We start from the raw sequence: 22,612 nt of genomic DNA, 5'->3' as shown, positions 1-22,612 counted from the left end.
CGAATTTAAAAGTTGGCCTAATTGTTGAATGCCTATAACCAGAGACCAATTAGGTCACTTATTCGATTAAACACTGTGAGGTAATGATTATGGGTATTTTTTCACGTTTTAGCGATATCGTGAACTCGAATATCAACGCATTGTTAGATAAAGCGGAAGATCCGCAAAAAATGGTACGCCTGATTATCCAGGAAATGGAAGACACATTAGTCGAGGTTCGCTCAACGTCAGCGCGTTTAATCGCCGAGAAAAAAGACGTTCAGCGCCAACAACAGCGTGCCGAGCACGAAGTGCTGGACTGGGAAAGCAAAGCTGAATTAGCGTTGTCTAAAGAGCGTGAAGACTTGGCTAAGCAAGCGCTGATCGAAAAGCAAAAAGCGCAACAGGTGGTTGATTCGCTGCAACAGGAAATTGACCGCATCAACGAGAGTCTGGACAAATTAAATAGTGAAATTGGCCAGTTACAGGAAAAACTGGCGGATGCTAAAGCGCGTCAAAAGACCATTTTAATGCGTCAAAAAACGGCAACCAGCCGGTTGGCAGTTAAACAGCAAGTCGACAGCAATAAAGTTAACGATGCCATGGAAAAGTTTGACCGCTATGAGTCAAAAATTGATGACATCGAAGCGCAGGTCGAATCGTACGACTTAGGCAAACGTACCTTACGAGATGAATTTGCTGACCTGGAAAACGAAGGAAAAGTTAATGACGAGCTGGAAGCATTGAAAGCACGCATGAAAGCCAAAGAGAAAAAAGGCGACGAGTAATCTCGTTGCCCACTCTTCAACATTGATCGGTTAGGAACTGACTATGGAAATGGAAGGAATTATTGCACTACTGGTAACGCCACTCATCCTTTTTATGATCTTTGTGGCGCCTGTCTGGCTTATTCTTCACTATCGCAGTAAAAAGCAGGTGAACAAGGGATTAAGCGAAGACGAGAGAACACAATTAAATATGATGGCGGAAAAAGTTGAAAAAATGCGTGAACGGGTAAAAACACTAGAACGTATCTTGGATGCTGACTCGCCAAACTGGAGGAGCCAATAATGACCTCGATTAAACGTGAATTATGTCGCAATACCGAAAAGGGTAAATTAGCGGGTGTATGTGCGGGTCTGGCGGACTATTTGAATATCGAAGCATGGATAGTACGTGTGGTGTTTTTTACCGGCCTGATTTTTTCCAGTGGCTTCTTCTTTATCCTTTACGTTGCCGGCTGGTTAATTTTGGATAAGAAACCAACGCAGCCGCACCATATGAATGTTAAAACCGGTGTTTACCAGGCAGGAGAACCGCCGCACAGAGCGTTTCGCGAATTAAACACCGAGTTAGAAGAACTTGAGCATACGTTGCAAAAAATGGAGCGCTACGTAACCTCGGAACAATACAACCTGCATAGGGAATTCAGCAAACTGTGAGTCGAACCGATAAGCTGACCCGAAAAGTATCGCAACGAGCCCGTGATTTAGTCGATCGCGGGCTCGATCGTCATATCAGGCTGGCCGTTACCGGCTTAAGTGGCGCCGGTAAGACGGCCTTATTAACCGGCATGCTGGAACAGCTATTGTATGCCAACGACAATCCGACCCTGCCTTATTTAAACGTCCATTCGCAGCAGCGCTTACACGGTGTCAGATTGGTACCCAGCCCCAATTGGTCGGTCGCACGGTTTGATTATGAAGCGGCCATTAATGCCTTAACCAGTGAACCGTCCAACTGGCCTCAGTCGACTCGCGATGTCGCAGAAATTCGCGTCGAGATTAATTATAAGCCGTCGCGGGGTCTGGCGAGTAAGTTAAGTGACAGCCGCCGTTTAACACTCGATCTGGTTGATTACCCCGGTGAATGGTTATTGGATTTACCGATGCTTGATCAGGATTATAACGACTGGAGTCAGCAACAGTCGCGGTTAGCGAGGCAACCACTTCGCAGTGACATTTTTGCGGACTGGCACCAGCGGGTCGAAAATAGTATTCGCAACAACGATGATATCGACAAGACGCTGCGCCGCTTAGCGAATGATTATCAGCAGCAACTGAAACGCTGCAAAAATGAATTTGGCTTATACTTTTTGCAGCCAGGGCGACACTTGTTACCGGGCGAGCTGGCCGGAGCACCGGCGCTGGATTTTTTCCCCTGGCCGAGCCATTTAACCATGCCCGAATCATGGCGCCCGGTACTGGAAAGTAAGTACCGTTATTACCAGGACAAGGTCATAAAGCCCTTTTACAAAGAATACTTTCAGAATTATAACCGTCAGGTAGTGCTGGTGGACGTGTTATCTGCCTTGCAGGCTGGTGAAAATGCACTAGCTGAACTTAAGCTGGCATTGAATGAGCTGATGAAGAGCTTTGATTACGGCCACAACAGCCTGCTGAAGCGTTTGGTCGCGCCGCAAATTGACAAAGTCGCACTGGTTGCGGCCAAAGCTGACCATGTGGCGCCGCCGCAGCACGCCAATATGCGTCAGCTATTAGCCCAGTTAATGCAACAAAGCAGTCAGCAACTCTCGTTTGAACGTATTCAGTATCAATTATTCGCCACCGCCGGCGTGGCGGTTTCGCAGTCAGGAGAGCGACCCGACGGCACACTGGTTTTGGACGGCTATGACGATACCGGCGAACGGGTTCGTATTAAAGCGCCGCAGGTGCCGGCAACCTGGCCGAGTTCACAACAATGGCAACAAGGTTTCGCATACCCACGCTTTTATCCCCACTTTAGCAGTGGTCAGTCGCCGTTACCGCATATCCGCTTGGACCAGTTACTGGAATTTTTATTAGGAGATAAGTTGCGATGAGGCAGCAGTCACAACAACCTAAACAAGGAACCGCCGAGCTGGAATACCTGGATCCAGACGATGATGCCATTAAACCCGTGGCTCTCGAACCGACTGAGGTGTCAGAACCCTTGCCGAGCCGACCGCAAAAACGACGTCACCTTAGCCGCTGGTTGCTACTTGGTATGCTACTGCTGTTGGCAGCAGTAACCATTGAGTCAGCCTTACTCATTGTCGAGAGTTTTAATCAACACTGGCTGCTGGGCGTGTTATGGAGCGGCGGCTTAAGCATCTTATTGCTATTACTTATTATCTTTGTTGGCCGCGAATTTCTGCTGCTGCGTAAACTAAAACGACGCTGGCGCCGGGATACGCAAACAGCACAGCCACAACAGTTATTGAATGAGTTAAAACATCCCGATTTGGCGCAGGCGTGGCAACAGCTCGAGCAACCCTACTGGAACGAGCAAGAACGAGCAGAGCGCTTCGAGAAAGATATTCTCAGCCGGGTGGATCAGCAGGCACAGCGTATTATCAGCAAACGCGCCGCAGAAACTGCCGCCTTAGTCGCGGTCAGCCCCAGTTCGGTTGCGGATATGTTGTTATTGTTGTGGCGCAATCAGCGCATGATTGCTGATGTAGCTGCCTGTTATGGTGTCGAATTAGGTTATTGGAGTCGGCTACGACTTTGGCGTCAAACACTAGCGAATTTGGCTTATGCGGGCTTAAGCGAATTAGCGGTGGATCTGGGCGCTCAATGGCTCAGTGCAGAGCTGATGACAAAACTGTCCGCGCGCGCGGGGCAGGGTCTAGGCGCTGGCCTTTTGACGGCGCGACTGGGTTATCAGGCCGTTAATTTAACGCGGCCACTGCCTTTTCATTACACCAAACGTCCCGGCTACGCGCGCCTGCAAAAAGATATCTTAACGCAACTGAGTCAGTTGTTACCGGGTATTTACCGGCGCTCGAAAGGCACCGAAAAAGAATCGCAAAGGGCCGGTGAGACGTCCTGAATGATTGCCACTGGAAAATTTACGTTACACAAAAGCCTGCGCTTGTCGCGGGCTTTTTTATTGCCTTAACGCCCGCCTTCAATGCACTCTTAGAATTAATAAACGCGGTAACAAGTTTTTAATAATATAGGTGAAAAACGCATCACTATGGCTAATTCTGATAACAATAATAAAACAGCCTGGCAGATGGCTACACAAGTTATCCACGCCGGCAGTGGGCACGATGATCCTCATGGTGCGCTGGCGGCTCCGTTGTATCAAACGTCAACCTTCAAGTTTGCCAATACCGAGCAAGGCTCAGCTCGCTTTGCCGGGGAAGAAGGCGGCTATATTTACAGTCGGCTGGGTAATCCCACTACGCATGAGTTAGAAACGCGTGTCGCGGCGTTGGAAGGTTACGATGCGGCTGCAGCAACAGCCACCGGAATGGGTGCCATTGCCGCAACGACTATGGCGTTTGTTAAGGCCGGTGATCACATTATAGTTTCTGATGCGATTTATGGCTGTAGTTTCGCCCTGTTCAGTGAGTTATTTGAACGTTTTGGCGTGCATGCCGATTTTGTCGACTTAACTGACGCTGATGCGCTAACCGCGGCGCTTAAAGACAACACGCGATTGGTGTTTTTGGAAAGCCCGGCTAACCCGCATTTAAAGCTGGTTGATATCGAAGCAGTAAGTCAAATACTAGCCGGCCGCGATATCAAGCTGATTGTCGACAACACGTTTATGACACCGTTATTACAGCAACCAAAACAACTGGGTGCTGACCTGGTTATTCACAGCGCCACCAAATTTTTGAATGGTCACGGTGACGTTGTCGCCGGCATCGTTTGCGGCAGCAATGATGACATTGCGCTGATTAAAGGCACGACGCTAAAAGATATGGGTGCAACCATTAGCCCGCACGATGCGTGGTTAATTTTAAGAGGTTTAAAAACGTTAGATGTGCGGATGCAGCGGCATTGTGAAAATGCAGAAAAAGTCGCTGACTTTTTGCATAAGCATAGTTTAGTGCGCAAGGTTTACTATCCGGGATTAGCTGAACACCCGAATCACAGTTTAATCGGCACCCAGATGCGCCATGCCGGTGCTGTTATTGCGTTCGAGCTTGATGGCGATGAAGCACAGGCACGTTACTTTTTAAATCAGCTACAGATGATACCGCTGGCAGTGAGTCTGGGGGATGCAGAAACCTTGATACAGCATCCGGCGTCAATGACACATTCGCCTTATACCCCGGAGGCACGTCAAAAAGCCGGTATTAGCGATACGCTGGTTCGCATAGCCGTAGGGCTGGAAGCTGCTCAGGACATCATTGCTGATCTTAGCCAGGCACTGCAGTCCAGTCAGCAGCGTTGGCAACGAAGCGCATAAAAAATTACGACTAACACAACAAGAGGAAGGTATGGGTAAACAGAGTCAATACGTATCCAAGCAGCCGGACGAGAATGGCATCATTCATTGGACCGACGAGGAGAATGCAATCTGGCATGATTTAGTTGAGCGCCAGTTAAAATGTATTCCCGGAAAAGCCTGTGACGAGTATATGAAAGGACTCGAGTTACTCGATCTACCGACAGATCGCTTACCGCAATTACACGAACTCAATGAGGTGCTTGAGCGCGAGACCGGCTGGCAAGTGGCCGCGGTGCCGGCGCTTATTCCGTTCGACGAATTTTTCCGGCTACTGGCTAATAAACAATTCCCGGTAGCAACCTTTATTCGTACACGGGAAGAGTTTGACTACCTGCAAGAGCCAGATATTTTCCACGAGATTTTTGGCCATTGCCCGTTGTTAACGAACCCGGCCTTCGCTCACTTTACCCATCAATACGGTAAGCTGGGTTATGCTGCCTCACCTAAAGAGCGTGTATACTTAGCGCGTTTATATTGGTTTACCGTGGAATTTGGTTTGATGAAAACCAAAGAAGGGTTACGCATTTATGGTGGAGGTATTTTATCGTCACCGGCAGAAACCGAGTACGCCGTAAACAGCGATAAGCCCGAACGTAAGCCGCTGAAAGCGCTGGACGCGCTACGCACGCCATACCGCATTGATATTATTCAGCCGGTGTACTACACCATCGAAAGTGTTGATGAACTATTTGAAATTTCCGACATGGATATTATGGCGTTGGTTCAAGAAGCAATGGAACTCGGCTTGTTTGAGCCGAAATTTCCGCCAAAACCAAAAACCGATGTCGCATAAGACATAAATCCAGTAACTTGCGCCTCTGGCGCAAGTCAAAAAATAAACCAAAGGAGCAACAATGTCTCTAGATAGCGAAAAATGCGAAGCCTGTCGTGGCGACGTGCCAAAAGTAAGCGACGACGAGCTTAAAGAGTTAATGCGTGAAATCCCCGAGTGGACCCCAATCACCCGTGACGGCGTGATGATGCTACAACGCGAATATAAGTTCAAAAACTTCCGTCAGGCTCTAGCCTTCACTAATCGCGTCGGCGAGCTTGCCGAAGAAGAAAAGCACCATCCGGAGATCACCACCGAGTGGGGCAAAACAACCGTTATCTGGTGGACGCACGCAATTGACGGTCTGCATCGCAATGATTTTATTATGGCGGCAAAAACCGATAAGGTTGTTGAAGCGTAATTAATTTACGTAGCTTTCGACCAATGGAATAAAACCCCAGCCGAGTGCTGGGGTTTTTGCTATCTGTCCGGGGTCAGATGCTGTACTATTTGCTTTACAAACATTCGATGATTTGACGTGAGAGTTAAACGCCAGGGTTATGAGACTAGAGATTACATGCGACGACCGTTTAGGAATCTGTCAGGACGTTTTACAGATACTGCGCGATCAAGAGATTGATTTACGCGGCATAGAAGTTGATCCGCGCGGTAAAATATTCCTCAACTTCCCGGAGTTGGCATTTGAAGACTTTAGTCATTTAATGCCGCAGATTCGTCGTATCCCCAACGTTAAAGATGTTAAGACGATCCCCTACATGCCGTTTGAGCGTGAGCACTTTGAGTTTAGCTTGCTGTTGAGTACCTTGCCGGATCCGGTGTTATCCATAGACAGCAAAGGCCAAATCGATATTATCAACGATGCTGGTGTGCAGTTACTAGCAGGTAACAATGAACAGCTCAAAGGCGAACTCATCAATCAGTATATTCATGGTTTTTCGATTTTGCGCTGGTTAGATAAGGAGCCCAAAGAGCCCACTTACGAGGCGATTCTTATTGGGCAAAGTGAATATCACGCGCAGTTATTACCGATTTGGGTCACCGCAGAGGATGGCGGTGAAACCTTTGCCGGAGCGGTTATTACCTGTAAAACCGAACCGATCACAGCCACTTGGCAGCGTGGCGACAATCAATCAGCGTTTGGTGGCATTTTAACCGAACACGCGAGTATAAAGCGTGTGCTTAAAGACGCACAGCGTATGGCAGAACTCGATGCGCCGTTATTGATAGAAGGCGAAACCGGCTCGGGGAAAGAGTTGTTAGCCAAGGCCTGCCACTTTGCCAGCGCGCGCTTTGAAAAACCATTTTTAGCGATTAACTGTGCGGCGCTACCGGATAACGTTGCCGAGAGTGAATTATTTGGTCACGGTGAGGGTAGTCTGAGTCATCAAAGTGCACGAAAAACCGGGGTTTTAGAGCAAGCTGCCGGCGGTACCGTGTTACTGGACTCCGTGGGTGAAATGTCCATAAGCTTGCAGGCCAAATTATTGCGCTTTTTAGAGGATGGCGTATTTCGTCGCATTGGTGAGGAGCAGGAAGTCAGTGTTGATGTGCGGGTAATTTGTACCGCTCAGGACCAATTGTACGCATTGGTGGAGCAGGGTAAGTTCCGTGAAGATTTATATTATCGCCTGAACGTCTTATCGCTAAACCTGCCGCCGTTGCGAGAGCGTGGGGCAGATGTTCTGTTGTTGGCGGAACATTTTATTAATCAAGCCTGCAAAACCTTGGGTAGAAGCCAGGTTAAGCTGGGTCGCGCGACACGCGAAAAGTTACGACGTTATCAATGGCCGGGTAATGTCAGACAACTTGAAAACACCATGTTCCGCTCAGTATCAATGCTTGAAGGCGACATTCTTGAGCCCGGCGATGTACGTTTGCCTGAACTAAAACAATCCGATGAACCCTTAGCCATCGATATGGATGATCTGAGTTTAGATGATGCCGTGCGGCAGTTTGAAGCCAGCATTCTAAAACGCTTGTATCCTAGCTTCCCCAGTACGCGGCAACTAGCTAAGCGGTTGGGCCTTTCACATACCGCTGTTGCTAATAAGTTACGAGACTATGGCATTGGAAAACAACGCAAGCGTAAATAAAAGCGGACACTAAAAAACGGTTGTAAAAATATGTTTACAATCAAAATCAATCAAAAACGCGCTAATTGTAACGACTCGAGCGCGTTTTTTTGTGCCTGCTTCCGCCTGTAAAAAAAACGCTACAGCGGTCGTGCCGACTTCGCAAAAATCTGTGTGTGTCAGAAGCTCGCCAAGTTCCGGCCATCCTTCTAAAGTAAGCTGACAAACAACAACATTACAAATGACATAAAGTCATGAAACCGAACACGAGGAAGGAACACACTATGTCAGAACAAATGACTAACCCCCTGAATACCGATGGTTTTGAATTCGTTGAGTACACGGCTCCGGATCAAAAGGGTATCGACGCGTTAAAAGACTTATTTGATAAGCTGGGCTTTACAGAAGTGGCCAAGCACAAATCTAAGCAAGCTTGGTTATACAAACAAAATGATATTAACTTTGTGGTAAATGCGGAGCCAGGCGGTCAGGCTGAAGAGTTTGCACAAGATCACGGGCCCAGCGTTTGTGGTATGGCGTGGCGAGTGAAAGATGCCGTGCACGCACAGCAGCATTCTTTGGAGAACGGCGCTAAAGCCTTCCCTGACGAGAAGGGTGTTGTCGAGAGTATCCCGGCGGTTTTCGGTATCGGTGAGAGTGCACTGTATTTCATTGATAATTATGAAAACAACGAAATTTATAAGCAGCATTTTGATTTCTATGACAACTGGGAAAACAAAATGAAAGACCACGCGGCAGGTCTGTACGAAATTGACCACCTGACGCATAACGTATTCCGCGGCAACATGGATACCTGGGCAGGCTTTTATGAGCGCATTGGTAACTTCCGCGAAATCCGTTATTTCGACATTGAAGGAAAGCTGACAGGTCTGCTAAGCCGTGCAATGACTGCACCTTGCGGCAAAATCCGTATTCCAATTAACGAGTCGCACGACGACAAGTCACAAATTGAAGAATACCTGCGTGAATACAAAGGCGAGGGCATTCAGCACATTGCACTCACCTCAGACAACATCTACAAAACCGTTGAAGACCTGCGCTCAATTGGTATGGAATTCATGGACACGCCGGACACCTATTACGAGAAAATCAACGAGCGTGTTGAAGGCCATGACGAAGACGTTGACGCGCTACGCAAGCAACGCATTCTGATTGACGGAGCGCCAATGAAAGACGGTATTTTGCTGCAAATCTTCACGCAAACTGTGATTGGTCCGGTATTCTTCGAGATCATTCAGCGTAAAGGTAACGAAGGCTTTGGCGAAGGTAACTTTAAAGCGCTGTTTGAGAGCATTGAAGAAGACCAAATTCGCCGGGGAGTATTAGACGATGCGTAAATGGATCAGCTTCCCGAAGCAGGAAGGGACGTCGTCACGACAAGCCCATGCTGACTTTCCGGAGCAGGCCATTTATGAGCGCGAAGCGGGTCGCAGCGGCTTTTTTGGCCCTGCGACACACTTCCATCATCAACATGCGCCGACCGGTTGGTCGGAATGGGAAGGTCCGCTTAAACCGCGTGCCTTTGATTTTAACCAGCTTACCGAGCAAGCGCCGGAAAATCCGTGGTTAACGCCGGATTTGCTGTCAAACAACAGTTGTAAGTTCCGTATCTGGCACTGCTCAGAGAATATGCCGTATTTGGTGCGCAATGCTGACGGCGACGATCTGTTGTTTGTGCATGAAGGCAGCGGTCACTTGTATTGCGACTATGGCCATATTCACCTGGTTAAGGGTGACTACTTCTTAGTGCCGCGTTCGACCAACTGGCGCTTAGAGCCCGGCGAGAAAATGGAATTGCTGATGATTGAAACCACCAATGGTTCGTATCAGCTGCCGGAGAAGGGCATTGTCGGTAACCATGCGGTATTCGACCCGGCGGTTCTGGATACGCCTGCCATTGATGACGAGTTTAAAGCACAGTACAGCGAAGACAGCTGGAAAGTGTATGTTAAGCGTCATCAGCAAGTCAGCGTTATTACTTATCCGTATAACCCGTTGGATGCCATTGGCTGGCACGGTGATTTAGCCCCCGTGCGTTTGAACTGGCGTGACATACGGCCACTAATGAGTCACCGGTATCACTTACCGCCGTCAGCACACACAACGTTTGTTGCTGAACGTTTCGTGGTGTGTACTTTTGTGCCACGTCCTATCGAGTCTGATCCTGGCGCACTTAAAGTGCCGTTTTATCACAACAACGATGATTATGACGAGGTGTTGTTCTACCACGAGGGTGACTTCTTTAGCCGCGATAATATTGACCGTGGTATGGTAACCTTCCATCCGGCAGGATTTACCCATGGCCCACACCCGAAAGCTTTCAAGGCGGGTCGGGAACATAAAAAGAAATTCACTGACGAAGTCGCAGTCATGCTGGATACACGCGACGCATTGCAAATGAGCGACGCGGCGATGAAAGTCGAGAATCCAGATTATGTCTACAGCTGGCAGGAGAAATAACAACTTATGAAATTAGCCACTTATAGAAATGGAACGCGTGACGGCCAGTTAATGGTAGTCAGCAAAGACTTAACCCGAGCGGTTGCAGTACCGGCAATTGCTTCATGTATGCAAGAAGCCATTGATAACTGGGACGATGTTGAGTCAAAGCTTAATGACGTTTACACGCAACTGAATAAAGGTAGCGTTGATGGTGAAGTGACTTTTGAGCAAGTCATGTGTGAGTCGCCATTGCCTCGCGCGTATCAGTGGGCCGACGGCAGCGCGTATGTCAACCACGTTGAATTGGTACGTAAAGCACGTGGTGCCGAAATGCCACCGAGCTTCTGGGAAGATCCACTGATGTATCAAGGTGGCTCGGATGACTTCTTAGGTCCACATGATGAAATTCAAATGGCGAGCACCGAGTGGGGTATTGATTTTGAAGGCGAAATTGCTGTAGTTACTGACGACGTACCTATGGGTATCGATGCGAAGTCGGCTGCAAGTCACATTAAACTACTTATGTTGGTTAACGATGTGTCATTGCGTGGCCTTATTCCGGGCGAACTCGGCAAAGGCTTTGGCTTTTTCCAGAGTAAACCATCGTCTGCGTTCTCGCCTGTGGCGGTAACGCCGGACGAGCTGGGCAGTGCCTGGAAGGACAGTAAAGTTCACTTACCATTGTTGTCGCACTACAACGGTAAGCCGTTTGGTAAGCCAAACGCGGGCGAGGACATGACCTTTGACTTTGGTCAGTTAGTTGCGCATGCGGCTAAAACTCGAAACCTGGGCGCGGGCGCTATTATTGGTTCGGGTACGGTGTCGAATAAACAAGGTACAGACCACGGAACCGCTATTGCTGAAGGTGGCGTTGGTTATAGCTGCATTGCCGAAGTCCGTATGATCGAAACCATTCGTGATGGCAAGCCAACGACTGAGTTCATGAAATTTGGTGACACCATCCACATGGAAATGAAAAATGCTGATGGCGAGTCCATCTTTGGTGCTATCGATCAAAAAGTGGTTGAATACAAAGGACCTTCAGCATGATGAAGCTCTATGGATACTGGCGCTCAAGCGCCAGTTTTCGTGTCAGACTGGCGCTTTATTTAAAAGAGCTGCCGTTTGAATACCATCCGGTGCACCTGGTAAAAGATGGTGGCGAGCAGCATACCCCCGAATATCGCAAGTTGAACCCTGCCGGACTGGTACCGACCTTTGTCGACGATGACGTGACGCTTAACCAGTCACTGGCGATAATCGAGTACCTGGATGAACGTTATGCGACCAACCCGCTGCTGCCGTCGGCGACTGTCGATCGGGCGCGTGCGCGTGCGTTGGCTTATGATCTGGCTTGCGAGCTACAGCCGGTAACTAACCTGCGCGTATTAAAATATTTAACCGGTGAGCTTAATTGCAGCGATGAACAGCGCACGGGCTGGATACATCATTGGGTAACGACCACGTTCACCGCATTTGAACAGCGCCTGACCGAAACAGCAGGTGATTATTGCTATGGAGATTCGGTAACATTAGCGGATATTTGCTTGTTACCGCAAGTGTACAATGCCGAGCGTTTTAAGGTACCGTTAGATAACTACCCAACGCTGGTTGCAGTGCATCACCGCTTACAACAATTAAACGCGGTACAGCAGGCACGCCCAGAGAATCAGCCAGACGCACAATAAGGAATAACAACATGCTAAAATCACGTTTAGTGATAGCAATAGGGGCGGCATTAATGGCCGCCTCTTGCGCATCTACAACACCAGCTAATGACTCCGCTAACACATCTAATGCAACCGCACCACAGGTACAAACCTTAAGTGCGAACCCGCTTGCCTCTGCACAAGGCACGGCTGAATTAACCATAGAACAGATCATGGCCGATCCGGACTGGATGGGGCGTTTTCCGGAAAATGCTTTCTGGAGCATGGATGGTGAACACATTCTGTTTTATCAGAAGCGCGAAGGCAGTGAAATCCGTGACCTGATGATTATCAACAATGCTGAAGGCGAAGCCAGTAAAGTGGCGCTGTCGGACTATCACCTGTATGTGGCGGACGAAAAAGAGCAGTCCGTTGCCGGTAATTGGCTGGCCTACACTTTTGAGGGCAATGTGTTTGCCCGCTTTGGCGACGGCAGTGTTAAGCAACTGACCCGTGACGAAGCCCGCCAGCATAACTTACAAGCCATGACGGACGGCTCTTTAAGCTATCAGCAGGGCAACGACTTTTATGTGATTGATGTTAACTCCGGCCTGACGCGTCAGGTTGCTGCTATCAAGTTTGCCGATGCACCCAAAGCGAATGAAGCGCCAAAAGATTACTTAGCGAAAGAAGAACAACAGCTTATTCAGTACGTGCAGAAAGAGCGTAAAGCGGCTGAAGAACGTTTTGAACGTCAACAACAGTTACAGTCTCAAAACGTCAGCCTGGCTCCTAAGCCTTTTTATCTGGATAAGTCGAAGCAGTTAGTTCAGGCACGTTTGTCACCGCGCGGCGATAAAATTGTTGCGGCGATTAGCGAGCCGAACAAATGGCGTGAAGACGGCGATATCATGCCAAACTACATTAACGAAGACGGCCGAGTTTCCAGCGAACAGGTACGCCGCCGTGTCGCTGATGCGCTGCCAGATGAAGATCAGTTAGTAATCCTGGATTTAGAAAACCACACTGATACGGCTCTGACTTACAATACGTTGCCGGGCTGGAATGAGGATGTACTGGCTGACGTTAAGCGTGAGAACCATCAAGCGCGTGGCGAAACCTATGAATCAGAACAAAAACCACGTCCAATTCATTTAATGGCCGATTGGGGCTGGGAAAATGGTGCGATTCAGTGGAATGACAACGGCACTGAGTTGGCGGTTATGCTGGAAGCCTGGGACAACAAAGATCGCTGGATTGCGACTGTTGATTTCGGCGGCAAAAAATTAGTGCCACAGGATCGCCTGCACGATGATGCCTGGATTAACTATACTCACAACGAGTTTGGTTGGTTAAACGACGAGAGCCTGTGGTTCATGTCTGAAGCCGATGGTTATTCGCATTTGTATGTGAAGCCGCTGAACGGTGACACTCAGCAGCTCACCGAAGGCAACTATGTCGTCGAAACGGCGGAGTTAAGCAACGACGCTGAGTACCTTTACTTTCAGGCCAATATTGAGCACCCGGGTATTTACGAAGTTTACCGTGTAAAAACTGACGGTAGCTCAGAGCCGGAAGCGATGACGGATTTAGACGGCATGACGGCGTTTGAGTTAAGCCCGCAAGCAGACGAGCTGATTCTGACCCACTCAACGCCATTAATGCCGCCTGAGCTTTATCATAAAGAGGCTAACGTCAGCGATGCGCCTGAGCGGATGACCCATACGGTGTCAGAGAAGTTCCTTAGCATCGACTGGACAGCGCCGGATGTTGTCGGCGTTGAGTCGAGCCATGTTGATGAGCCTGTTTACACGCGTATCTACACGCCGGAAGGTTTTGATGCCGAGCGTGCAGAAGAATACCCGGCAGTGGTGTTTATCCATGGTGCTGGCTACTTGCAAAATGCGCACATGGGCTGGTCTGGTTACTTCCGTGAGTTTATGTTCCATAGCCTGCTGAACAAGCACGGCTACGTGGTCGCGGATCTTGATTATCGGGGCTCTAAAGGCTACGGACGCGACTGGCGCACGGCCATTTATCGCCAAATGGGCACGCCGGAAGTAGAAGATTTAGTCGATGTGGCGAGCTATCTGGAAACCAACCTGAACGTTGATGGTGACCGCCTTGGCACGTACGGTGGCTCCTATGGTGGCTTCTTAACCTTTATGGCGCTGTTTAAAGAACCGGGATTATTTGAAGCCGGCTCTGCATTGCGTCCGGTCACTGACTGGGCACATTACAATGTCGGTTATACGTCCAACATTCTGAACCTGCCTCAGGACGATACCATTGCGTACCGTCAAAGCTCGCCTATCTACTTTGCTGAGGGCTTAGAAGATGCGTTGCTGATCAATTCACCGATGATTGATGACAATGTATTTTTCCAGGACAGCGTACGGTTGGTACAGCGTTTAATCGAGCTGAAGAAAGAAGACTGGGAAACAGCTATTTACCCGGTTGAACCGCACGGTTTCCGCCAGCCGGAAAGCTGGCTGAACGAATACCGTCGGATTTTCAAACTGTTCGAGGAAAACCTAAAGTAAGCACCTAAGCTTAGTCTTTATGGGGAACGGCGTCGCTTAACCGACGCCGTTCTAATTTTAACAACACGGCAGCACTAAGTAGTCCGGCAGCGTGAATTAGTGCCACATCGTCACCAACAAAGTGAGCCGGTCGCCAGCCGAGTAATTCAGCAATAACTTTTATCACCAGTAATACACTGACGCCCCATAACCAGCGGTGCTGTTTGGCGTCTCGGACCAGGCAATAAAGCAATAGCCCGTGAATAACCCCCGATAAACCAACAAATTGCACTTCGAACGGCAGTAGCAGCAGGCTAATGGTTACCCCGCTTAACAGCGTCGCATTAATCAGCCACCGACTGGATAACAAATCTCTCCAAATGACCACGATAACCGCTAGTGCCAAATAATTGAACAGGGCATGCGACCAGTCCAAATGCAGCAAATGAGCCGCTATTAGCGGCCAGCCCTGACTAATGGCAGTGTCGCTATTATAGGTGAGGGCCTGGTGCCACTGTGGATTTAGCTGCAGTACCGCCATAACGATAAGCAGTAGAATTAATCCAAAAACACCGTGTTCGAGCTTTTGCATGATTGATCTCATTGCACCTGTGGTCATGGGTTCGTATGATAGAGGCAAAATGCTGTAACAGAAAAGGGATTGTATGAAAATTAATGTCAGGTACACGATAGTCGCATCAGTGTTGTCATCATTTTTGCTGGCTTGTAGTCCACAGTCGCAAGAGTCGTCGCAAACCAGCACAGCTCAGACAAAGGCGCCGGAGAAAACCTCTGTTGAAGTCCGTGAACCTGAAGCAGCAACGGGATTTGCTGATAAAAAAGCCGTTCATAGCAAAAACTTTATGGTGGCTGCCGCCAACCCTCATGCGGTTAATGCCGGTTACGAGGTGTTGAAAGATGGTGGTAGTGCGGTTGATGCGGCGATTGCCGTGCAAACTATGCTGGGATTAACCGAACCACAGTCGTCAGGCATTGGTGGTGGCGCGTTTATTTTGTATTGGGACAACAGCGAGAAAAAGCTCTATACGGTTGATGCTCGTGAGACGGCGCCGATGAATGCCACTGATGAGTTATTTTTAGATGAACAAGGTAATGCGCCGCGTTGGATTGATGCTGTGGTTGGCGGCCGCTCAGTCGGTACTCCCGGTGTATTGCGCGGCCTGGAACTGGCGCATCAACGTTGGGGTAAAAAGTCATGGTCCAGTTTATTTGACGATGCGATCAGTTTAGCCGAGCAGGGCTTTGAAGTATCGCCACGGCTGGCTAAGCTAGTTGAGATGGAAATAAACCCGGGCGTCAAGAAAATGCCCGCTGCAAGCGCTTATTTTTTCCCTGATGGTGAGCCGCTGCAAGCCGGTGAACTGTTGAAAAACCCTGACTATGCAAACAGCTTGTCATTAATAGCCGAGCAGGGCGCTGATGCGTTTTACACAGGTCCCCTGGCGGAAAAAATTGTTGATGCGGTACAAAATAGTCCCATTGCACCGGGTAAGTTAAGTTTAAAAGATCTGGCCAATTATGAGGCAAAAATTCGTCAGCCGGTGTGCGATAACTACCGTCAGTTTCAGGTGTGCGGTATGGGGCCACCAAGCTCAGGTGGTTTGACGACATTGCAGACACTGGGTGTTTTAGCCAACTTTGAGTTAGCAGAAATGCCGATTAACGGTTTGGAACCTACACACTTGTTTACTCAGGCGTCACGTATGGCATTCGCTGACCGTAACCAATGGATTGCCGACCCGGACTTTGTTGATGTACCCGTTGCTGCCATGCTGGATGACGATTACCTGGCGTCGCGCGCGCAACAAATTAGCGGCGACGATATGGGCAAAGCTAGCCCCGGCTTATACCTGCAGCCAGAGTACCGTCAGGATATTGCTTATGAACGTCCTAATACCAGCCATATGAGTATCGTTGATGCCGAAGGTAATGTAGTATCGATGACGACCAGTATTGAGATGGGCTTTGGCTCGACCGTCATGGCAGGCGGATTCTTGTTAAACAATCAGTTGACTGACTTTTCGTTAGTGCCAATGGCTGGTGATACGCCGATTGCTAACCGGGTTGAGCCGGGCAAACGTCCGCGCAGTTCGATGTCGCCGACAATAATACTGGATGAACAAGGCAAGCAAGTTGTGCATGCTGTTGGGTCACCTGGCGGTAGCCGCATCATTAATTATGTGACGCAAACCATTGTCGGGTTGATTGACTGGCAGCTGGATATGCAGCAAGCGATGAATATTGGTCACGTAACAAACCGTAACGACTATACATCGCTGGAGAAAGGCATGGCGATCGAAAAGCACGCCGAAGCACTTAAAAAACGAGGTCATGACGTGCGTGTTATGGATTTAAATAGCGGTTTACATGGCATAACGATTAACCCGGATGGAACATTAACCGGCGGTGCAGACCCGCGTCGGGAAGGCATTGTAAATGGGGAATAGCATGCACATAAAAGCCGGTATGTTTTTGTGCTTATTAAGCATTATTTTGCTTGGCGGGTGCAAAGAAGTAGACCGCGACTTTTTTAGTGACGGTGACGCCGATACTGAAGAGACACAAGCCGTTAAAGGGTTTTATCAATCAATCTATCGTGATGATGATCTGAATAAGGCAAAGTATTTCGCGTCGGAGAGAATGGATGGCTTGATTGATCATTATGCGACCTTAAATGGCGTGGAACGCTATGTCCTGGGTCGCTATTATGAGCAAGTTAAACTTACTATCGAGGCGGAATCCATAGTTCCTTATCTCAATAAAAAAGAGGAGCGAAGGGCTACGGTTATATTTGATGGTCAATACAATGGCGAGAACGTCAAGGATAGCCGTGACGTTGTGCTGGTTAAAGAGAAAGGCCAATGGCGCGTTGATCAAATTCTTGACCCGCGCTATCGACCCTAATAGGTTAACGCGTCTATTAAGCGTTTTTTAATGTATCAGTGTAAGGTGGCCAGCCCATTGCTTTGCCTGCCAATAAATGCAGATGAATATGGTAAACGGTTTGGCCACCGTGTTCGTTACAATTCATAACACAGCGATAACCATCTTTGGCGAAACCGTGTTGCACAGCAAGCTTGCCGGCAACCACATACAGGTGGCCAACGATAGCAGCATCCTCGTCCTCGATATCATTAACGGTAGCAATAGGCTTTTTAGGAATAATCAGTAGGTGCACAGGCGCCTGTGGATTAATATCTTTAAACGCCAGAGCGACATCATCTTCGTAGACGATGTCAGCGGGAATTTCGCGATTGATGATCTTGCTAAATATCGTTTCTTCGGCCATAACGCATTCCTTGATTTAATGACATAGGCTGTAACTTACTGAATTCCATGGTACTGATACAGCGCACATCGGGCAATCGTTCTGCGTTATTTAGTTGATTTTATCTGCTAACACATAGTGGCCATGGCTGCGGCCGGAAAAAACAATATCAACCATCGGATGCTGAATGGCCTGTTCGGTAAAGTCAGGCTCCAGGCTGGATTCACAGACATAGGTTTGGATGGACGAGTTATTTACCAGTACGTGATACCAGGGTTGTTGTTTTGAAGGCCGCGTGGTCGCCATACGCTCATACCAATCATTCGATAGACTGAACTCTGGGTCGGCATCAATAATGACCCCACGGTAACCATAAAGTGAATGTGTAATCAGCTGACCGATAGCAAATTTAGCGCGAACCATAGCATGTGCACCCTGTTGTGAGACCGACATCATATTTTCCCTAATTTGATTGCTGTTTTCTTATCGGCACGAGCGTGCTAAAACTGAACTATAAAAATGTAAAGTTTGAGGAAATAGTCATGCTAAATAACGATGAAAACCGGGATTTTATGCGTATGTCGGTGAATGCTGAGGCAAAAGTTATTGTTGGCTATGATGAAGGGGGCGATCACGAGCAGGTATTGGATGCAATATGCCTGGACTTGAGTGCAACAGGAGCATCGTTGCATTTGCAGAGCCCTGTCGAGCAAGGCGAGTCAGTTGTTATTTATATAAAAGCCGGAAAGGTTCCGGCATTTAAAGCCAAAGCCGAAGTCGTACGTAGCCAACGTCTGGAAGAGGGCGACTATCAGCTCGGCTGTAAGATAACCGAGCTGTTATAGCCCAAGACTGTTACATCACTCGCATGCCGGGCTTGGCACCATCATGCGGATTAAGAATGTAAATTTCGTCCTTCCCGGGGCCTGCTGCCAGCACCATACCTTCGGACATACCAAAACGCATTTTGCGTGGCGCTAGGTTGGCGACCATTACCGTCAACTGCCCAATCAATTTTTCCGGCGCATAAGCGGACTTTATTCCGGCAAATACTTGACGCTGCTCACCGCCTAAATCCAGTGTCAGCTTTAACAACTTGTCTGCGCCTTCGACGTGTTCAGCATTCGCAATCAGCGCGACGCGCAGATCAACCTTGGCGAATTCGTCAAAACTGATTTGCTCTGCCAGTGGCTCTTTCTTTAATTCATCATTAGCAACGGCAGGTGCTGCTGATGCTTGAGCCTGCTGTTGTTCTTTAGACGCCTCTAACATAGCGTTAATATCATCCATTTCGACGCGTTGCATTAACGCTTTAAATTTATTAATCGGGTGATTAGTCAAAGCGCTACGATGACTGTCCCAACTAAAGCGATCATTTAAAAAGTTCTGCACTGATTTAGATAATTCCGGTACCACCGGCGTCAAATAGATCATTAGCAGACGGAATAGGTTAATGCCCAGCGAGCAAATGTCATGAACTTCGTTCTCATGATCCGGCTGTTTGATTAACTGCCATGGCTCTTTGTCGGCAATATACTGGTTGGCGCGATCGGCCAGTGCCATGATGTCGCGCATCGCTTTAGCAAATTCGCGCTGCTCGTAATACTCAGCAATTTGCGTACCTGCTTGCTGAAAGTCTTCCAACAAGGTCGCATCGGCGATGTCGCTGGATAGACGGCCATCGAATTTTTTGCTGATAAAACCGGCACAGCGGCTGGCAATATTAATAACTTTACCGACCAGATCTGAGTTAACTCGTTGTGCAAAGTCAGTTAGGTTTAAATCCAAATCGTCAATTCGGCTGGTTAGCTTGGCAGCAAAATAATAACGCAGATACTCCGGGTTTAAGTGGTCAAGGTAGGTACGCGCTTTTATAAAGGTGCCCTTCGACTTCGACATTTTGGTACCGTTGACGGTGATGAAACCGTGCGCCCAGACGTTGGTTGGCTGGCGGAAGTCTGCGCCCTTTAACATCGCTGGCCAGAACAAGCTGTGGAAGTATATGATGTCCTTGCCAATGAAGTGATAAACTTCGGCTTGACTGTCCGCTTGCCAGTAGTCGTCCCAAACCGCTTTGCCGGTCGTATCGCAGTAGTTTTTAAAGCTGCTCATATAGCCGATAGGGGCGTCCAGCCAAACGTAAAAGTATTTATTTTCGGTGCCCGGAATTTTAAAGCCGAAATAGGGCGCGTCGCGCGAAATATCCCAACGTTGCAGTCCTTGCTCGAACCATTCGTTTAACTTGTTTGCCATTTCGCTTTGCAGCGAGCCGGAACGAGTCCAGCTTTTAAGCATGTCGCCAAACGCCGGCAAATCGAAAAAGTAATGCTCGGATTGACGCATTTCCGGAGTTGCTCCCGAAACCACAGAACGAGGATTCTTTAAATCCGTAGGCGCATAAGTGGCACCACAGACGTCGCAGTTATCACCATACTGATCATCAGCACCACAATCCGGACATTCGCCTTTTACAAAACGATCCGGCAAAAACATTTCTTTTTGCGGATCGTAAAGCTGCTCAATGACCTCGGTTTTTATGTGCCCGGCTTTGTCTAAGCGTGTGTATATGGTTTCGGCTAACTCGCGGTTTTCCTCACTATGGGTGCTGTAATAATGGTCAAAACCAATATTAAAGCCGGCAAAGTCGTCTTCATGTGACTTTTGCATGTCGCCGATCATTTGCTCAGGGGTAATACCTAATTGCTGCGCTTTAAGCATGATGGGCGTGCCGTGTGCATCATCGGCACACATATAATGACACTCGTTACCGCGCAGCTTTTGAAAGCGCACCCAAATATCCGCCTGGATGTAGCCCAATAAATGGCCAATATGGATAGGCCCGTTGGCATAGGGCAAAGCATTGGTCACTAAAATTTTACGTTCGCTATGGCTCATGCGAGAATCTGCTTCCATTACGGTTAATTAATTTACGTAGTAAAATATTATCATAGGACGCGCATGATACACAGAGCCAAGAGGTGGCTGATGGCACAGTTTTCTGAAAATTCTATCGACTTACCCGCTGGTATATCCAATCAATGGGTGAGCGTGGATAATGACAGCAGGCAAGCGACTTTGACACTGCCATTTGCCGCTGATATCGAGGCGGTTAACGCACAACTCAATCAGCATCCCGGTAGCAGCGATTATGATTGGGAGGTTAAGGTAAATATAAAAAAAATGCCTAACTCGCAGCCTGAACTGCCACTGACAACGGGCAACGTGATCGTGGTTTCGTCAGGTAAAGGCGGTGTCGGTAAATCGTCTGTTAGTGTTGCGCTGGCGTTAGGCGTGCAGCAGCTTGGTGCCCGCGTTGGGCTGCTGGATGCCGATATTTATGGACCCTCGATACCGACTATGCTCGGGCGTGATGAGCATGAGCTAGTTATCAACGAGCGCAATAAAATGGTGCCAATGGAACGCTTTGGTGTGCAGGTAAATTCGCTGGGCTATTTGGTTAAGGATGATGACGCCACCATCTGGCGGGGGCCCATGGCCAGTAGCGCACTGCAGCAGCTTTATCGTGATACGCAGTGGCAACCACTGGACTATTTAATCGTGGATATGCCGCCGGGCACCGGGGATATCCAGTTGACGATGGCACAAAAGCTACCGGTAACGGCAGCTGTGGTTGTTACAACGCCGCAAACGGTAGCCTTGCGAGATGCTGAAAAGGGCATAGCGATGTTTGATAAGCTGAATATTCCATTATTGGGTGTGCTGGAGAATATGAGCTTTTATGAATGCCGCCAGTGCGGTCATCAGGAGGCAATATTTGGTAGCGGGGGTGGTGCTAATATTGCTGCTTCGCACGGCGTGGAATTGTTAGCCCAGTGGCCTTTAACAACCGCGTTTCGTGATAGTCTGGATCACGAGCGGCCGTTGCTTATTGAGCAACCGGAGCACAACTTCAGTCAACTAATTAAGCAAACCGCCGCCAAAATAGCAGCAAGAATTTACCATCAAGCCGACAAAAATGTGTAATATCGACAGCAATCGGTTATATAGGGAAGCGCCATGCGATTAAATGATAAAGAAATTGAACAGTTTTTAGAGCAAGGCATTATTGGTGTTGAGCCGGCGCCACAGAAACAAAATATTTCGGGCGTAACACTGGATATTCATCTGGGCTCTGAGTTTCGTGTGTTGCAGGATCACACGGCGCCTTACATCGATATTAGTGGCTCGCGGGAAGCCATTGAACAGGCAATTCAGGAAGTCATGAGTGACGAAATTAAATTGCGGCCGGAACAAGCATTTTTTATCCACCCGGGGGAATTTGCCCTGGCTGTTACGCATGAGTCAATCCGCCTGCCGGAAGACATGGTGGGCTGGCTTGATGGTCGCTCTTCGTTGGCAAGACTGGGACTCATGGTTCACGTTACCGCGCATCGCATCGATCCGGGCTGGTCTGGTCAAATTGTGTTGGAGTTTTATAATAGCGGCAAATTACCGTTGGCGTTACGACCCGGTATGAAAATCGGCGCAATTAGCTTTGAACGTCTCAGCGGACCGTGCGAGCGCCCCTACAACAAACGCGTTGACGCAAAATACCGCGATCAGCATGGTGCCGTGGCATCGCGGATTTCGGCTGATGGTGGTTAACTACAGCGGCG

23 protein-coding genes are annotated in these 22,612 nt (G+C 48.6%); 19 read left to right on the top strand and 4 right to left on the bottom strand.

All coding sequences use genetic code 11. The features are described from left to right. Positions 1-89 precede the first annotated feature (89 nt). From pspA to KZ771_RS05440, 14 genes are all read left to right on the top strand, one after another. The gene (gene pspA, locus KZ771_RS05505; RefSeq protein ID WP_133538237.1) at positions 90-767 is read left to right on the top strand and encodes a phage shock protein PspA; all 678 of its coding nucleotides are present in this window, start codon (positions 90-92) and stop codon (positions 765-767) included. Positions 768-810: 43 nt separating this feature from the next. Then, entirely contained in the window at positions 811-1,050 is a 240-nt protein-coding gene (gene pspB / locus KZ771_RS05500; RefSeq protein WP_133538238.1) for an envelope stress response membrane protein PspB, read from the top strand. Then, positions 1,050-1,421, top strand: a complete 372-nt coding sequence (pspC, locus tag KZ771_RS05495) for an envelope stress response membrane protein PspC (RefSeq protein ID WP_133538239.1) — start codon at positions 1,050-1,052, stop codon at positions 1,419-1,421. The genes pspB and pspC overlap by 1 nt, the downstream gene beginning before the upstream one ends. Beyond that, positions 1,418-2,800, top strand: a complete 1,383-nt coding sequence (locus KZ771_RS05490) for a YcjX family protein (RefSeq protein ID WP_290654612.1) — start codon at positions 1,418-1,420, stop codon at positions 2,798-2,800. The genes pspC and KZ771_RS05490 overlap by 4 nt, the downstream gene beginning before the upstream one ends. Further along, positions 2,797-3,792: a TIGR01620 family protein gene (locus KZ771_RS05485; protein ID WP_290654611.1), complete on the top strand. Its 996-nt coding sequence runs from the start codon at positions 2,797-2,799 to the stop codon at positions 3,790-3,792. Before KZ771_RS05490 ends, KZ771_RS05485 begins: the two co-directional genes overlap by 4 nt. A 147-nt stretch (positions 3,793-3,939) precedes the next feature. Next, positions 3,940-5,166 (top strand): methionine gamma-lyase, encoded by a 1,227-nt coding sequence (gene megL / locus KZ771_RS05480; protein WP_290654610.1) that lies wholly within the window; start codon positions 3,940-3,942, stop codon positions 5,164-5,166. Between the two features lie 31 nt (positions 5,167-5,197). Continuing rightward, positions 5,198-6,001, top strand: a complete 804-nt coding sequence (phhA, locus tag KZ771_RS05475; RefSeq protein ID WP_133538242.1) for a phenylalanine 4-monooxygenase — start codon at positions 5,198-5,200, stop codon at positions 5,999-6,001. 61 nt (positions 6,002-6,062) lie between these two features. Then, the gene (locus KZ771_RS05470) at positions 6,063-6,401 is read left to right on the top strand and encodes a 4a-hydroxytetrahydrobiopterin dehydratase (RefSeq protein WP_133538243.1); all 339 of its coding nucleotides are present in this window, start codon (positions 6,063-6,065) and stop codon (positions 6,399-6,401) included. 139 nt (positions 6,402-6,540) lie between these two features. Next, a complete protein-coding gene (gene tyrR / locus KZ771_RS05465; RefSeq protein ID WP_290572360.1) occupies positions 6,541-8,094 on the top strand; it encodes a transcriptional regulator TyrR in 1,554 nt (517 codons plus the stop codon). A 263-nt stretch (positions 8,095-8,357) separates the two neighbouring features. Then, positions 8,358-9,431, top strand: a complete 1,074-nt coding sequence (gene hppD, locus KZ771_RS05460) for a 4-hydroxyphenylpyruvate dioxygenase (protein ID WP_290654609.1) — start codon at positions 8,358-8,360, stop codon at positions 9,429-9,431. After that, on the top strand, positions 9,424-10,554 hold the full coding sequence (locus KZ771_RS05455; protein ID WP_133538246.1) for a homogentisate 1,2-dioxygenase: 1,131 nt from the start codon (positions 9,424-9,426) through the stop codon (positions 10,552-10,554). Before hppD ends, KZ771_RS05455 begins: the two co-directional genes overlap by 8 nt. A gap of 6 nt (positions 10,555-10,560) precedes the next feature. Next, on the top strand, positions 10,561-11,586 hold the full coding sequence (locus KZ771_RS05450) for a fumarylacetoacetate hydrolase family protein (RefSeq protein ID WP_290654608.1): 1,026 nt from the start codon (positions 10,561-10,563) through the stop codon (positions 11,584-11,586). Then, a complete protein-coding gene (maiA, locus tag KZ771_RS05445; RefSeq protein WP_290654816.1) occupies positions 11,586-12,224 on the top strand; it encodes a maleylacetoacetate isomerase in 639 nt (212 codons plus the stop codon). The genes KZ771_RS05450 and maiA overlap by 1 nt, the downstream gene beginning before the upstream one ends. An 11-nt stretch (positions 12,225-12,235) precedes the next feature. Beyond that, entirely contained in the window at positions 12,236-14,728 is a 2,493-nt protein-coding gene (locus KZ771_RS05440; protein ID WP_290654607.1) for a prolyl oligopeptidase family serine peptidase, read from the top strand. A 10-nt stretch (positions 14,729-14,738) separates the two neighbouring features. Here KZ771_RS05440 and KZ771_RS05435 read toward each other — a convergent pair whose 3' ends face one another. Beyond that, positions 14,739-15,299, bottom strand: a complete 561-nt coding sequence (locus tag KZ771_RS05435; RefSeq protein WP_290654606.1) for a rhomboid family intramembrane serine protease — start codon at positions 15,297-15,299, stop codon at positions 14,739-14,741. A 73-nt stretch (positions 15,300-15,372) separates the two neighbouring features. Here KZ771_RS05435 and ggt point away from each other — a divergent pair, with 73 nt between their 5' ends. Together ggt and KZ771_RS05425 are read left to right on the top strand one after the other, a co-directional pair. Next, positions 15,373-17,175, top strand: a complete 1,803-nt coding sequence (ggt, locus tag KZ771_RS05430; RefSeq protein ID WP_290654605.1) for a gamma-glutamyltransferase — start codon at positions 15,373-15,375, stop codon at positions 17,173-17,175. 1 nt (position 17,176) lies between these two features. Then, positions 17,177-17,632: a hypothetical protein gene (locus KZ771_RS05425; protein ID WP_290654604.1), complete on the top strand. Its 456-nt coding sequence runs from the start codon at positions 17,177-17,179 to the stop codon at positions 17,630-17,632. 16 nt (positions 17,633-17,648) lie between these two features. On the opposite strand, the gene KZ771_RS05420 is transcribed toward KZ771_RS05425, so the two are convergent. Beyond that, on the bottom strand, positions 17,649-18,017 hold the full coding sequence (locus tag KZ771_RS05420) for a histidine triad nucleotide-binding protein (protein ID WP_133538251.1): 369 nt from the start codon (positions 18,015-18,017) through the stop codon (positions 17,649-17,651). A gap of 90 nt (positions 18,018-18,107) precedes the next feature. Beyond that, on the bottom strand, positions 18,108-18,452 hold the full coding sequence (gene hspQ / locus KZ771_RS05415; protein WP_290654603.1) for a heat shock protein HspQ: 345 nt from the start codon (positions 18,450-18,452) through the stop codon (positions 18,108-18,110). A gap of 86 nt (positions 18,453-18,538) precedes the next feature. Here hspQ and KZ771_RS05410 point away from each other — a divergent pair, with 86 nt between their 5' ends. Continuing rightward, the gene (locus tag KZ771_RS05410) at positions 18,539-18,841 is read left to right on the top strand and encodes a PilZ domain-containing protein (protein ID WP_290654602.1); all 303 of its coding nucleotides are present in this window, start codon (positions 18,539-18,541) and stop codon (positions 18,839-18,841) included. A 10-nt stretch (positions 18,842-18,851) separates the two neighbouring features. On the opposite strand, the gene metG is transcribed toward KZ771_RS05410, so the two are convergent. Next, entirely contained in the window at positions 18,852-20,891 is a 2,040-nt protein-coding gene (gene metG, locus KZ771_RS05405) for a methionine--tRNA ligase (RefSeq protein ID WP_290654601.1), read from the bottom strand. Between the two features lie 90 nt (positions 20,892-20,981). Between metG and apbC the strand changes: the two genes are divergently transcribed. Together apbC and dcd are read left to right on the top strand one after the other, a co-directional pair. Further along, on the top strand, positions 20,982-21,980 hold the full coding sequence (gene apbC / locus KZ771_RS05400; protein ID WP_290654600.1) for an iron-sulfur cluster carrier protein ApbC: 999 nt from the start codon (positions 20,982-20,984) through the stop codon (positions 21,978-21,980). Positions 21,981-22,013: 33 nt separating this feature from the next. After that, positions 22,014-22,601: a dCTP deaminase gene (dcd, locus tag KZ771_RS05395; protein WP_133538255.1), complete on the top strand. Its 588-nt coding sequence runs from the start codon at positions 22,014-22,016 to the stop codon at positions 22,599-22,601. Positions 22,602-22,612 lie beyond the last annotated feature (11 nt).

Origin of the sequence: Idiomarina sp., from assembly GCF_019431395.1 — a bacterium.
In the GTDB taxonomy this organism is placed as follows: Bacteria; Pseudomonadota; Gammaproteobacteria; order Enterobacterales; family Alteromonadaceae; genus Idiomarina.
The sequence above is the reverse complement of the archived record's forward strand: the minus strand, read 5'-3'. Positions and strand labels throughout refer to the sequence as shown.